At 43.1% G+C, this 13,349-nt stretch carries 15 protein-coding genes; 10 read left to right on the top strand and 5 right to left on the bottom strand.

Annotated features, from left to right (window positions below; genetic code table 11):
* Positions 1 to 6 precede the first annotated feature (6 nt).
* Positions 7 to 249, top strand: coding sequence for a YkuS family protein (locus GFC30_RS06610; RefSeq protein ID WP_066327201.1), 243 nt, complete (start codon positions 7 to 9; stop codon positions 247 to 249).
* 229 nt (positions 250 to 478) lie between these two features.
* Here the strand turns inward: GFC30_RS06610 and rnjA are convergent, their stop codons facing one another.
* Both rnjA and GFC30_RS17340 read right to left on the bottom strand, forming a co-directional pair.
* Positions 479 to 2,146: a ribonuclease J1 gene (gene rnjA, locus GFC30_RS06620; RefSeq protein ID WP_066323449.1), complete on the bottom strand. Its 1,668-nt coding sequence runs from the start codon at positions 2,144 to 2,146 to the stop codon at positions 479 to 481.
* A gap of 3 nt (positions 2,147 to 2,149) precedes the next feature.
* On the bottom strand, positions 2,150 to 2,359 hold the full coding sequence (locus tag GFC30_RS17340) for a DNA-dependent RNA polymerase subunit epsilon (RefSeq protein ID WP_066323450.1): 210 nt from the start codon (positions 2,357 to 2,359) through the stop codon (positions 2,150 to 2,152).
* A 451-nt stretch (positions 2,360 to 2,810) separates the two neighbouring features.
* Here GFC30_RS17340 and GFC30_RS06630 point away from each other — a divergent pair, with 451 nt between their 5' ends.
* Positions 2,811 to 3,587 (top strand): Cof-type HAD-IIB family hydrolase, encoded by a 777-nt coding sequence (locus tag GFC30_RS06630; protein WP_066323451.1) that lies wholly within the window; start codon positions 2,811 to 2,813, stop codon positions 3,585 to 3,587.
* Between the two features lie 27 nt (positions 3,588 to 3,614).
* Here the strand turns inward: GFC30_RS06630 and def are convergent, their stop codons facing one another.
* Positions 3,615 to 4,169, bottom strand: a complete 555-nt coding sequence (gene def / locus GFC30_RS06635) for a peptide deformylase (protein ID WP_066323452.1) — start codon at positions 4,167 to 4,169, stop codon at positions 3,615 to 3,617.
* A 46-nt stretch (positions 4,170 to 4,215) separates the two neighbouring features.
* Here def and GFC30_RS06640 point away from each other — a divergent pair, with 46 nt between their 5' ends.
* From GFC30_RS06640 to GFC30_RS06665, 6 genes are all read left to right on the top strand, one after another.
* Positions 4,216 to 4,839 carry a YkyA family protein gene (locus GFC30_RS06640; protein ID WP_066323453.1) on the top strand — a complete coding sequence of 208 codons (624 nt, stop codon included), beginning with the start codon at positions 4,216 to 4,218 and terminating at the stop codon, positions 4,837 to 4,839.
* Positions 4,840 to 5,201: 362 nt separating this feature from the next.
* A complete protein-coding gene (pdhA, locus tag GFC30_RS06645; RefSeq protein WP_066323454.1) occupies positions 5,202 to 6,311 on the top strand; it encodes a pyruvate dehydrogenase (acetyl-transferring) E1 component subunit alpha in 1,110 nt (369 codons plus the stop codon).
* A 2-nt stretch (positions 6,312 to 6,313) separates the two neighbouring features.
* Positions 6,314 to 7,291 (top strand): pyruvate dehydrogenase complex E1 component subunit beta, encoded by a 978-nt coding sequence (gene pdhB, locus GFC30_RS06650; RefSeq protein WP_066323455.1) that lies wholly within the window; start codon positions 6,314 to 6,316, stop codon positions 7,289 to 7,291.
* A 198-nt stretch (positions 7,292 to 7,489) separates the two neighbouring features.
* Positions 7,490 to 8,785: a dihydrolipoamide acetyltransferase family protein gene (locus GFC30_RS06655; RefSeq protein ID WP_066323456.1), complete on the top strand. Its 1,296-nt coding sequence runs from the start codon at positions 7,490 to 7,492 to the stop codon at positions 8,783 to 8,785.
* 5 nt (positions 8,786 to 8,790) lie between these two features.
* Entirely contained in the window at positions 8,791 to 10,200 is a 1,410-nt protein-coding gene (gene lpdA, locus GFC30_RS06660) for a dihydrolipoyl dehydrogenase (protein WP_066323457.1), read from the top strand.
* A 94-nt stretch (positions 10,201 to 10,294) separates the two neighbouring features.
* A complete protein-coding gene (locus tag GFC30_RS06665) occupies positions 10,295 to 10,534 on the top strand; it encodes a hypothetical protein (protein WP_066323458.1) in 240 nt (79 codons plus the stop codon).
* Between the two features lie 17 nt (positions 10,535 to 10,551).
* Here GFC30_RS06665 and GFC30_RS06670 read toward each other — a convergent pair whose 3' ends face one another.
* Positions 10,552 to 10,965: a DUF1885 family protein gene (locus GFC30_RS06670; protein WP_066323459.1), complete on the bottom strand. Its 414-nt coding sequence runs from the start codon at positions 10,963 to 10,965 to the stop codon at positions 10,552 to 10,554.
* A 108-nt stretch (positions 10,966 to 11,073) separates the two neighbouring features.
* Here GFC30_RS06670 and GFC30_RS06675 point away from each other — a divergent pair, with 108 nt between their 5' ends.
* Together GFC30_RS06675 and GFC30_RS06680 are read left to right on the top strand one after the other, a co-directional pair.
* Complete coding sequence (locus GFC30_RS06675; RefSeq protein WP_066323460.1) at positions 11,074 to 11,376, top strand: DUF3055 domain-containing protein; 303 nt, start codon at positions 11,074 to 11,076, stop codon at positions 11,374 to 11,376.
* 144 nt (positions 11,377 to 11,520) lie between these two features.
* Entirely contained in the window at positions 11,521 to 11,643 is a 123-nt protein-coding gene (locus GFC30_RS06680; protein ID WP_066323461.1) for a GapA-binding peptide SR1P, read from the top strand.
* Positions 11,644 to 11,751: 108 nt separating this feature from the next.
* Here GFC30_RS06680 and GFC30_RS06685 read toward each other — a convergent pair whose 3' ends face one another.
* Positions 11,752 to 13,224, bottom strand: coding sequence for an aminotransferase class I/II-fold pyridoxal phosphate-dependent enzyme (locus tag GFC30_RS06685; RefSeq protein WP_066323462.1), 1,473 nt, complete (start codon positions 13,222 to 13,224; stop codon positions 11,752 to 11,754).
* Positions 13,225 to 13,349: the final 125 nt, after the last annotated feature.

The following is a 13,349-nucleotide window of genomic DNA, read 5'->3' on the forward strand; positions in this document are numbered from 1 at the left end:
ATGATGATGGCGAAAATCGGTGTCGAACCGTCATTAACGAACGTGCAAGTAGCATTAAAAGAAAGAGGATACGAAGTTGTTCCGCTTCGACAAGAAAGTGATGCCAAAGGGTGTGACTGTTGCGTCGTGACAGGTCAAGACGCAAACGTCATGGGCATTCAAACCGCGATCACTAGAGGTGCGGTCATCGATGCAAGCGGGTTAACAGCGGAAGAAATTTGCCAAAAAGTAGAAGCAACCGTTCGTTAAAAAAGAAGAGAGAAGAAGGGTCTAACAGAACGTTAGACCTTTTTCATAAGGTAAGAAAGCATAAAATTTTTCGATTGGGCAGAGAGCTGTCTAGCTCCAAGCGCCATCGGTGTGATGCGCTCTCCCTTCTTTCGGCGGCTAAGCCTCCTCGGTGGGGCTTGCCCGCTCTTTACCGATAGGCAGGGGCTTTGAGCTTTTCTTAAAGCTCTTCCCATTCGTCTCCTCTTTTCTATATTTCCATAATAATTGGCAAGATCATTGGTTTTCGTTTTGTTTTTTCGTATAGGAATGGAGCAAGGGTGTCGGTAATTTCGTTTTTAATTTCTGACCATTGGTTTGTTTTGCGTTCAAGCACTTTTTCGAGATGTTTAGTGATAAGCGCTTGTGCGTCGCTAATTAAATCGCTCGATTCGCGCATATACACGAATCCTCGCGAAATAATGTCTGGCCCAGCGGCGATTTTAAACTCTTTCATATTAATGCTGACAACGACGATGACGAGCCCTTCTTCCGAAAGAATGCGGCGGTCACGCAAGACGATATTTCCAATATCCCCAATGCCGCTGCCGTCAATATACACAGAACCGGACGGAATTTTACCGACGACGCCTGCTTCTTCGTCACTTAAGCCAAGCACTTCTCCGTTGTCCATAATAAAGCAGTTTTCTTCAGGCACGCCGCAGTCCACGGCAAGTTTGGCGTGCATTTTTTGCATCCGATATTCCCCGTGAATGGGCATGAAATATTTCGGTTTCATGAGGCGAATCATTAGCTTCTGTTCTTCTTGCCCGCCGTGACCGGAAGTGTGGATATCGCTTAATGGTCCGTGAATGACTTCTGCACCAGCGCGATACAACATATTAATCGTACGGTTCACACTCACTGTATTTCCCGGAATTGGAGAAGACGAGAACACAACCGTATCGCCAGGGATAATTTGAATTTGGCGATGCGTCCCGTTAGCGATGCGCGATAGTGCCGCCATCGGCTCGCCTTGGCTTCCGGTACATAAAATCGTAATCCGGTTTGCTGGGAGACGGTTAATTTGCCCGGCGTCAATAAACGTATCTTTCGGGCATTTAATGTAGCCAAGTTGCTGCCCGATTTCAATCGCTGCCTCCATACTACGGCCGAATACAGCAATTTTGCGGTTATTTAACACTGCCGCTTCTGTCACTTGTTGTAGGCGGTGGATGTTAGAAGCAAACGTCGCGAAAATGATGCGACCTTGCACTTTTCGGAAAATATCGTGAATGCTTTCGCCAACTCGGCGTTCCGACATTGTAAAGTGTGGGATTTCGCTATTTGTGCTGTCGGACAATAAACATAGCACGCCTTCTTTTCCTATTTCTGCCATTTTCGTTAAATTCGCTGGTTCCCCCACAGGTGTAAAGTCAAATTTGAAGTCCCCTGTATGCACGATTTGCCCCGCTGGTGTTTTGACAACAATGCCATAGCTATCTGGGATGCTGTGGGTTGTCCGGAAAAACGTCACGGCTGTTTTGGAAAAACGAATGATATCGTCTTCTTTAATTTCGATTAATTTCGTTTGGTTTAATAGTCCGTGCTCTTCTAATTTGTTGCGAATGAGTCCTAACGCAAGCTTTCCTCCATAAATCGGAACGTTTACTTGGCGAAGCAAATACGGAATGCCGCCAATGTGGTCTTCATGCCCGTGAGTAATAAATACTCCTTTTACTTTCTCGGCGTTTTTCACTAAATAGCTATAATCTGGAATGACGTAATCAATTCCGAGTAATTCATCTTCTGGGAATTTAATCCCAGCGTCAATGACAATAATTTCATCTTGAAACTGTACGCCATATGTATTTTTCCCGATTTCGCCTAATCCGCCGAGAGCAAATACGCCAACTTGGTTTTCTTTTAAAAATTTCATCGTCTAAATCTCCAATACCGAAAAATTTGGGCTTTGTTTTTCATATTCTAAATGAGCACCTTCAAGCGGGTGAATGTACTCGATGTTGAGATTCCGTTCTTTTAGCTTTTGGCGTACATCGCGCTCTGACTGTGCTTCAATATACAACGTTTTCGTTTTTTCTCTCACAGGCACTTCGTTCGGATTCTCTTGGTAAAACACTTTAAAAATCATTACAAAATCTCTCCTTACTGACCGATAATTTCCTTAACCTTTTTATTATATATAAAACAAAGATGTTTTTCATGTTTTTCTTTCTTTTTTCCGTTACGAATATCTGTCTTACCATCTTTGACGAAACGGGGAAGTTTCATTCAAGCAACGTTTTAAAAGAAAGCCCTTCTTCGGACAGAAGGGCTTATGACACTAGGCGATTGATTTTTTTCGGAGCAAATCTTTCCATTGTTGGAGCAACTTTTTCTTGAGTTTTTTCAACATCTCACATCACTCCCTATTTCTTATTGTACTCATTTCTTGACGAAAGTAAATGTTCTTGTCTTTAGTATATGAATATAAGGCCATGCTTTTCATGGAGAAAGCTGGAATTCTGTTTTATTTGACACCGTTTCTTTTTTCCATTAACGTAATGATGAGGAAATGATTTTTTTATGACAGGTGAGAAAACATGGGGAAAAAAATTGTGTTTTTTGACATCGATGGAACGTTGCTTGACGAGAACAAAGAGTTGCCGTCATCGACTGTCCAAGCGGTGCAAGTGCTAAAAGAAGCAGGTGTGTATGTGGCAATCGCCACAGGAAGGGCGCCGTTTATGTTTTCTGATTTACGAAAGAAGTTAGGGATTGATTCGTTTGTTAGTTTTAACGGTCAGTACGTCGTTTCCGAAGGGAACGTCATTTATAAAAACCCGCTCGAGCGCCATAAACTCCATGAATTGAAAGAAGAAGCCCATGAAAATGGGCATCCACTTGTTTTTATGGACGAAAAAACGATGCGGGCGAGTGTGGAAAATCATCCATATATTCATGAAAGTATGGGCAGTTTAAAGTTCTCCCATCCATCACTTGATGCCGCTTATTACGAAAATCGTGATATTTATCAGGCGCTATTGTTTTGCAAGCCGGAAGAAGAATATGCATATGTGCTAGCTTATCCGGAGTTTCGTTTCGTGCGTTGGCATAGCGTTTCCACGGATGTTCTACCAGTTGGCGGTTCAAAGGCGGAAGGAATCCGCAAACTAATTGAACGAATCGGCATCAAAAAAGAAGACGTATACGCCTTTGGCGATGGATTAAACGATATGGAAATGTTGCGGTTTGTCGGCACAGGGGTGGCGATGGGCAATGCAAATGAGGAAGTGAAACAAATAGCTGATTTCGTCACAAAGCGCGTCGAGGAAGATGGAATTTTATACGGGCTAAAACAGTTAGAGCTAATCAAGTAAAGAAGGGCACACTTGCCCTTCTTTCTCTCAACGTTCGATAGGGATAGCGTTTTCTGGAACTTTAAACGGATCTTCTTGGTCAATACGGTCATAAAACATAATGCCGTTTAAATGGTCAATCTCATGTTGGAAAACGATAGCAGGAAGTCCTTTTAAACGTAACGTAACCACTTTGCCTTCAAGCGTCGTGCCTGTTACGGTAACGCGAGCGTAGCGCGGAACGTAGCCAGGGACGTCGCGGTCAACGGACAAGCATCCTTCTCCGCTTGTTAAATAACACAATTGCACGGAATGACTTACAATTTTTGGATTGAATAATGCGTAACTATATAGCGTCCCTTTTTCATCTCGCACGTGAACAGCAATCATTCGCTTTGACACATTAATTTGCGGTGCAGCTAATCCGATGCCAGGACGAAGTCCGTACTTTGTTGCTAATTCTGGGTCTTGGCTCATTTTTACATATTCTAACAGACTTCGCAAAATCGCTTCATCTTCGGCAGATGCAGGAAGCGAAACTGGTTCTGCTACTTTGCGCAACGTTGGATGACCTTCTTTAATAATGTTTTTCATTGTAATCATCACATTTCACTCCTCGTATCAAAGTTAACGAAAGAAGGGACACGTATTGAACGTAGGAAAATGTTTATTCGTATTCATCGTTATTTTACTACAAGCGTGCACAACACCTGAACAACAAATCACTCGTTTATTTGAAGAGCTTGGGAAATACGAAACAAACATAAGTGAACATGAAAACCAACTTGTTCGTCTCGAAAAGAATCAAACAGCCCTCTACAACGATATCATGACGCTTGGGATGAAACAAGTAGACGATATAGCAAAATTAGCGGATGAAGCAGAAGCCCTTATCTACCAAAGAGAAAAACAGCTCGAAGCAGAATACGAGAGCATTAAAAAAGCTACCAAACAGATGGAAATGATCAACAGATATACTTCGGACATTCACGATGAAACGTTAAAACAACGGTTGCACCAGCTCATCCAAACGGGAGAAAAACGGTATGCTTCTTATGAAAAACTATACGATCATTATCATACGGCATTAACTGCCGAAAAAAAACTATGCCGCCTCTTCAAGCAGCCAGATGTCACGTTAGCCGATTTGCAAGCACAAATCGGTGAAGTGAATGATGCGTATAAAAAATTGTTTTCGGCAAACGAGCAATTCAACGAATATACGCAGCGGTACAATCGAGAAAAAAAGCAACTATACAAAATTTTACCATAGCGGTTCGTTCGACAATTTTTCACCTCATATGTGATATAGTACAGAATATAATACAGAATTGTTTATATACTATAACAGTTCTTTTTTATTTTAAAAACATACGAATAGTGTAATTTTCAAATACCAAAGTAATTGACGTTAGAAATGAGAAGGTGTAAACTTAAAAATACATGCGAAAATTGTATTAATTTTTATTGACTAAGGATTAATACAGTTTTTGGGGTTATTTATTTACAATGGATACACAGAAGCAATTGGCTGTTGTCTGTTCGTCGCGAATTTTGGGCACATTAAAGCTAGAATGACATTTGGTGAACTGACGTTTAAATTTTTCAAATAGAAGAAAGGTAGAGGTGAAAGGAATGGGTGCAAAAACATCCGTATTTCATGTGAAAGAGCAATTGGAAAAAGTAGCAGAGCAATTCCCAACATTTCAGATTTTAAATGAAGAAGGCGAAATCGTAAACGAAGCAGCGATGCCGGAGTTAAGCGATGAGCAATTAAAAGAGCTAATGCGCCGTATGGTATATACGCGCGTGCTTGACCAGCGCTCGATTTCATTAAACCGTCAAGGACGTCTTGGTTTCTATGCGCCAACAGCTGGACAAGAAGCGAGCCAGCTTGCAAGCCAATTTGCTTTAGAAAAAGAAGATTTCATTTTGCCAGGATATCGTGATGTCCCACAAATGATTTGGCATGGACTTCCACTATATCAAGCGTTTTTGTTCTCACGTGGTCATTTCCATGGCAACCAAATTCCTGAAGGAGTAAACGTATTGCCGCCACAAATTATTATTGGAGCGCAAATTATTCAAGCAGCCGGAGTAGCGCTAGGAATGAAAAAGCGCGGCAAAAAAGCGGTAGCGATTACGTACACAGGAGATGGAGGCGCATCGCAAGGCGATTTTTACGAAGGCATTAACTTTGCCGGTGCGTTTAAAGCGCCAGCAATTTTTGTTGTGCAAAACAACCGTTTCGCAATTTCAACGCCAGTCGAAAAACAATCCGCAGCGAAAACAATTGCCCAAAAAGCCGTAGCAGCAGGAATTCCGGGCATTCAAGTGGACGGTATGGATCCGTTAGCGGTATACGTCGCGGTGCGTGAAGCGCGCGAGCGAGCGATTAATGGCGAAGGGCCGACGCTCATTGAAACGTTATGCTTCCGCTATGGTCCGCATACGATGGCAGGAGACGACCCAACTCGTTATCGCACGAAAGAATTGGAAAACGAATGGGAGAAAAAAGATCCAATCGTTCGCTTCCGCAAATTTTTAGAGAAAAAAGGATTGTGGAGCGAAGAGGAAGAAAACCGCGTTATTGAACAAGCAAAAGAAGACATTAAGGAAGCGATTAAGAAAGCGGATGAAACACCAAAACAAAAAGTGACCGATTTAATGAGCATCATGTACGAAGAGATGCCATTTAACTTAAAAGAACAATATGAAATTTATAAAGAGAAGGAGTCGAAATAAGCATGGCGCAAATGACAATGATTCAAGCGATCACGGATGCGTTGCGCATCGAAATGAAAAACGATCCGAACGTATTAGTGTTTGGGGAAGACGTTGGGGTAAACGGCGGCGTGTTCCGTGCAACAGAAGGGCTACAAGCGGAGTTTGGTGAAGAGCGCGTATTTGATACCCCGCTTGCAGAATCAGGGATCGGTGGTTTAGCAATCGGTCTTGCGCTCCAAGGATTCCGCCCTGTTCCAGAAATTCAGTTTTTTGGGTTCGTATATGAAGTGATGGATTCCATCTCTGGTCAAATGGCACGCATGCGCTATCGTTCCGGCGGGCGCTTCCATGCACCGATTACGATTCGTTCTCCGTTTGGTGGGGGCGTGCATACGCCAGAATTGCATGCGGATAGCTTAGAAGGGCTTGTTGCGCAACAGCCTGGATTAAAAGTAGTCATTCCTTCGACGCCATATGATGCAAAAGGGTTACTTATTTCTGCTATCCGCGATAACGACCCGGTCATCTTTTTAGAACATATGAAGCTGTACCGTTCGTTCCGTCAAGAAGTGCCGGAAGGAGAATATACGATCCCAATCGGTAAAGCAGATATTAAGCGTGAAGGAAAAGATGTGTCAATCATTACGTACGGAGCGATGGTGCACGAATCATTGAAAGCGGCAGCGGAACTTGAAAAAGAAGGCATCTCCGCAGAAGTCGTTGACTTGCGTACTGTGCAACCGTTAGACATTGAAACGATTATCGCCTCTGTTGAGAAAACAGGTCGCGCCATTGTTGTGCAAGAAGCGCAAAAACAAGCAGGTATTGCAGCAAATGTCGTCGCAGAAATTAATGAACGGGCGATTCTTAGCCTTGAGGCGCCAGTGTTGCGTGTTGCTGCTCCAGATACAGTATATCCGTTCTCGCAAGCAGAGCCAGTATGGTTGCCAAACTTTAAAGATGTAATCGAAACAGCGAAAAAAGTGATGAGTTTCTAACTAGTGTGTTTGTTGTCTAATGAAGAGTGCTGATTAGGCAGTCGGCATTACTATATTCATCGTTTTTTCCTGCTGTCGTCGGCAAACGAACCGTTTGCCGACTCGAATAAAAAATCAACACAAATGAGCGTCTAAAAGCAGGAAGGAGGAAGCTTACTTCCTCCTCCGTATTTGTGAAAAATAGGAGGTCGACAAACAGTGGCGTTTGAATTCAAACTACCAGATATCGGGGAAGGCATTCACGAAGGCGAAATTGTCAAATGGTTCGTGAAACCTGGGGATGAAGTAAACGAAGATGACGTTTTATGCGAAGTGCAAAACGATAAAGCGGTTGTGGAAATTCCTTCACCTGTTAAAGGAAAAGTATTAGAAATTTTAGTGGGGGAGGGAACGGTTGCGACGGTCGGACAAACGCTTGTGACGTTCGATGCCCCTGGGTATGAACATTTAAAATTTAAAGGACAAGACCACGACGAACCAAAAGCGGAAGAAAGAAAAGAAGAGGCTCCGCAACAAACAGAAGCAGCACCAGCAACGGAAGTAGATCCGAACCGACGCGTCATTGCGATGCCTTCTGTGCGTAAATATGCACGGGAAAAAGGAGTAGATATTCGACTTGTGCAAGGGACAGGCAAAAATGGCCGCGTGTTAAAAAGCGACATTGATGCATACTTAGCGGGTGGAGTAACCGCTGCGCCGGCAGCAGAGGCAGCAGAACAACGTGTGGAAGAGCAAGTAGCGCCAAAAGCAGAAGCGAAACCTGTAGCTGCACCAGTTGTACTAGAAGGTGAGTTCCCAGAAACTCGCGAAAAAATGAGCGGCATCCGCCGTGCGATTGCCAAAGCAATGGTTAATTCGAAACATACCGCACCGCACGTCACATTAATGGACGAAGTAGATGTAACGAAACTTGTCGCACACCGGAAAAAATTCAAAGAAGTTGCAGCGCAAAAAGGCATCAAGCTAACGTTTTTGCCATACGTTGTTAAAGCGTTGACATCGGCTTTGCGTGAATTTCCAACATTAAATACATCCATTGACGATGCAACGGAAGAAATTGTTCATAAGCATTATTACAACATTGGCATTGCGGCAGACACGGACAAAGGATTGCTCGTTCCGGTCGTCAAACATGCTGATCGGAAGTCAATTTTTGCCCTAGCAAAAGAAATTAACGAACTTGCGACAAAGGCACGCGACGGCAAATTAATGCCGAACGAAATGAAAGGAGCGTCCTGCACGATTACAAACATCGGCTCTGCAGGTGGACAATGGTTTACGCCAGTCATTAACCATCCAGAAGTGGCGATTCTTGGTATTGGTCGTATTTCAGAAAAGCCAGTTGTGCGTGACGGAGAAATCGTGATTGCGCCGGTATTAGCGTTATCGTTAAGCTTTGACCATCGCATGATCGATGGTGCAACGGCACAACATGCGTTGAATCATATTAAACGTTTACTAAACGATCCTGAACTATTATTAATGGAGGCGTAATAATTATGGTAGTGGGCGATTTTGCAATTGAAACAGAAACTCTTGTCGTTGGAGCCGGCCCTGGCGGCTATGTGGCAGCAATTCGTGCCGCTCAGTTAGGGCAAAAGGTGACGATTGTCGAAAAAGGCAACCTCGGGGGCGTATGCTTAAACGTTGGCTGCATCCCATCGAAAGCGTTAATTTCGGCAGGACACCGCTACGAAATGGCAATCCATTCCGAAGACATGGGCATTAAAGCGGAAAACGTAACGGTGGACTTTACGAAGGTGCAAGAGTGGAAAGCGAGCGTTGTAAAAAAATTAACTGGAGGCGTCGAAGGATTATTAAAAGGAAATAAAGTGGAAATTGTTCGCGGCGAGGCATATTTTGTCGATGCAAATACAGTGCGCGTCATGACAGAAACAAGTGCACAAACGTACAAATTCAAAAACGCCATCATCGCGACTGGTTCCCGCCCAATCGAACTTCCTGCATTTAAGTTCTCAAAGCGTATTCTTGATTCAACTGGCGCATTAAACTTACCGGAAATCCCGAAATCGCTTGTTGTCATCGGCGGGGGGTATATTGGAACAGAATTAGGGACAGCGTATGCGAACTTTGGGACGAAAGTGACAATTCTTGAAGGTGCAGATGAAATTTTATCTGGTTTTGAAAAGCAAATGAGCGCGGTCGTGAAGCGCCGCTTAAAGAAAAAAGGTGTCGAAGTGTTTACAAACGCCCTTGCCAAAGGTGTCGAAGAGCGAGAAGATGGCGTAACGGTAACGTTTGAAGTACAAGGGGAAACGAAAACAGTTGATGCACAATACGTGCTTGTCACCGTTGGACGCCGCCCGAATACAGATGAGTTAGGGCTTGAACAAATTGGCGTGAAAATGACAGAACGCGGGCTTATCGAAATTGATAAGCAATGCCGTACGAGCGTGCCGAACATTTATGCGATCGGTGATATCGTTCCAGGACCACCGCTTGCCCATAAAGCATCGTATGAAGGGAAAATCGCGGCAGAAGCAATTTCAGGTCATCCGTCGGAGATGGATTATTTAGCCATTCCAGCAGTTGTGTTCTCAGACCCTGAATGTGCATCGGTCGGTTATTTTGAAAAACAAGCGAAAGAGGAAGGCATTGAAGTCACAACAGCAAAATTCCCGTTTGCGGCAAACGGCCGCGCATTGGCGCTCAACGATGCGGAAGGCTTTATGAAGCTCGTCGTACGCAAAGACGATGGTGTTATTATCGGGGCACAAATCGTCGGTCCAAATGCATCGGATATGATTGCAGAACTTGGACTTGCGATTGAAGCAGGTATGACAGCAGAAGATATTGCGATGACGATTCATGCGCATCCGACGTTAGGCGAAATCGCCATGGAAGCAGCAGAAGTCGTTCTTGGCAGCCCAATTCATATCATTAAATAAAAGAAAAAGGACATCCGGTGGATGTCCTTTTTTATGACTATTTTCTCTCGTAAAGTCATATTGTTATGGTAAAAAGGAAAAAAGGGGATTCCCAATGAAAGCGTACGTCGTTTTTTTGCTACAAATGATGATTTGGAGTAGTTTTTCACTCGTCGAATGGCTTTCCGGTCGTGACCGCCCGCTATTTCGTGGGATGTTGCTTGGCATGTTTTTATATTTGGCGTTTTTGCTAGCGCGGAAAGTTGGCTTACGGACGAAAAGAGCACTATTGACAACATGCCTTACAGCAATTATATATTTTAGTTGCCAACGTTTTGTTTGGGAGTTCATATAAAAAACGATAGCCTCAGGCTATCGTTTATAATAATACATAATTCTGCCGTTAAATAAATGCAATTCCCCTTCTAATTGTTTTGCGAGAAATTTGCAAAATTCGTTCGCTTTTCCTTTGTCTCCATGTGTGGCGTTAGTTGGAAGCGTTACTTGAATAAATGACGTTTCGTCTTTTTCTGTTTTTTCTTGACCGACACCAATAATAATCGAATGATAACGGTCATTCGTTCCTTTTAAATAAAACCATTGTTCGTTTCCGTCTGCCGCTACGATTTGATAAGGAAACGAGGCATTTTCAAATCCCCACCCGAGCTGTTCGCCTGTTTTTTTCATCAGTTGTTGGTATGTGTGAAACAGTTCTTTTACTTCTTCAAGTGTAATCGTTTTCTTTTTTGATGCTGGTACAAGCTTTATGTATGCGTGTGTGGACATTTTGATCACCCCCAACGCTATTGTAACATTATTGCAATGTTTTTGCTATTGATCCAAAAAGAAATTTGAATTATAATAAAATTCAGTATATTTAAAGGGGGGGAGTTTATGAATTTGTTTGAAAAGTTGTATGATGAATACGAAAAAGTGAAAGTGCGGTTCGTTGGCTTTACGACAAAAGATACGCGGTATGATTTTGGGATTGTTTATACGAATATGTTCTTTGGCAAGCCGCTCGTCATCTGTATGCAAACAGGCCGCTCGACTCTCCTCGATCCAAAAGACGTTGAAAACCATGAGTATTTGCAGCGAATTTTCCGAATTGATACAGCTGAGCAGGCAGCGGATTTAGCGGAGTTTTTCTCCGATGTTCTTCCAGCGACGGCGTTGTATCCAGAATACGATTATTAATGAATGACAAAAAACGGGCATAATGCCCGTTTTTTGTCGACTTTTTATTTAAATGTGACATACAAATCGGCGATTGACAACTTAAATATGATATATTATTATTAAATTAGCCAATCATTAAATCATCATAAAGGGGTTATGGGGATGGGCACAATCGTTTGTCAAACATGTAATTCAACAATCGGGCATTTTGAAGACGAGAAAGTTACAACGCTTTACGGAAAATGTACACAATGTGATCATGAAGAAGTAGACGAACAAGAGTAATACGGTTTTTAAACAATGGGGGAAAGGTTTCAATAGAATGAAAGCGCATGCAGAACGGGAGAGGCATGTGCTTTTTTTTGCATAAAAACAGGGTGCCTTGGCACCCTGTTACTTAATCGGTTTATGTTCTTTAATCACGCGCAATGTTTGAAGCGTATCGTCTTCCGGACCTTGTACCGGTAAGCCGACTTCGAGGTTTTTCTTAATGTACGCTAAATTTTCTTCCGTAATAATTTCACCAGGAATGAAAATAGGAATTCCAGGGGGATAAACCATCACAAATTCTGCAATAATTCGTCCGGCAGATTGCTCAAACGGCACGATTTCTGTTTCCGAATAAAACGCATCGCGCGGTGTTAACGCTAGTGCCGGAATGTCAGGAAGCAACACTTTCGGCTTTACACCGGCATCGGCTTGATGGCGATATTGCTCTGATAAATGGCGAAGCGCGTTGACTAATATGTCTGTTTCCTTTTCCGTATCGCCTGGTGTAATAATACATAAAATGTTGTATAAATCGGACAACTCTACTTCAATTTGGTACATTTCCCGAAGCCATTTTTCGACGTCGTACCCCGTTAATCCAAGTTCTTTTACGGAAATAATTAACTTTGTCGGGTCATAATTGTACGTTGCTTCCGTACCTAAAATTTCTTTACCAACGCAATACAAATGCGGAATTTCATTAATTTTCTCGCGCGTTTCTTCCGCTAGCTGAATTGCTTTTTCGGCAAGTGTTCTCCCTTCTGTCGCCAACCGTTTGCGAGCGACGTCAAGGGATGCAAGCAATAAATATGACGTCGATGTCGTGGTTAACATGCTTAAAATGGCTTGGACGCGCTTCGCAGAGACAAGCCCTTCCCGTACATTTAAAATCGAGCTTTGCGTCATCGAGCCACCGAGTTTATGAACGCTTGTTGCTGCCATATCTGCTCCGGCTTGCATTGCTGAAAGCGGGAGATTCTCATGGAAATGAATGTGCACTCCGTGCGCTTCATCGACGAGGACAGGCACATGATAGGCATGAGCGATTTCCACAATTTTTTTCAAATCCCCAGCGATACCAAAGTACGTCGGGTTAATGACGAGCACTCCTTTGGCGTCAGGATGTTGCGTTAACGCTTTTTCGACTGCTTCTGGTGTAATGCCGTGTGAAATACCAAGCTCTTTGTCCACCTCTGGATGAATAAAAATGGGCGTAGCGCCAGAAAAAACAATCGCAGACATCACCGACTTATGGACGTTGCGCGGCACGATAATTTTATCGCCAGGACCGGCGACAGACATCACCATCGTCATAATCGCCCCGCTTGTTCCTTGCACGGAAAAAAACGTATAGTCGGCGCCGAACGCTTCTGCGGCTAGTTCTTGCGCGCGTTTAATCATCCCTTTTGGTTGATGCAAATCATCTAAAGGACCGATGTTGATTAAATCAATGGCTAACGCATTTTCGCCGATGAATTCACGAAAATCTGGATCCATTCCTGCTCCTTTTTTATGGCCAGGAATGTGAAATTGAATCGGATTTTTTTTCATATGTTCTAACAGCCCAGTGAACAACGGTGTCTCAAACTGTGACAATGCTCCCTCACACCTCTTTTTGCATAAAAATAAAACAAGTGCATTATAGCACTTATTTCACGGTTTGCAAAGAATCATTTTTAAATTGTGTCTAGTCAATGTTTAATGGATAAAAAGTTTTCCGC

This window comes from Anoxybacillus amylolyticus (assembly GCF_001634285.1).
In the GTDB taxonomy this organism is placed as follows: domain Bacteria; phylum Bacillota; class Bacilli; order Bacillales; family Anoxybacillaceae; genus Anoxybacteroides; species Anoxybacteroides amylolyticum.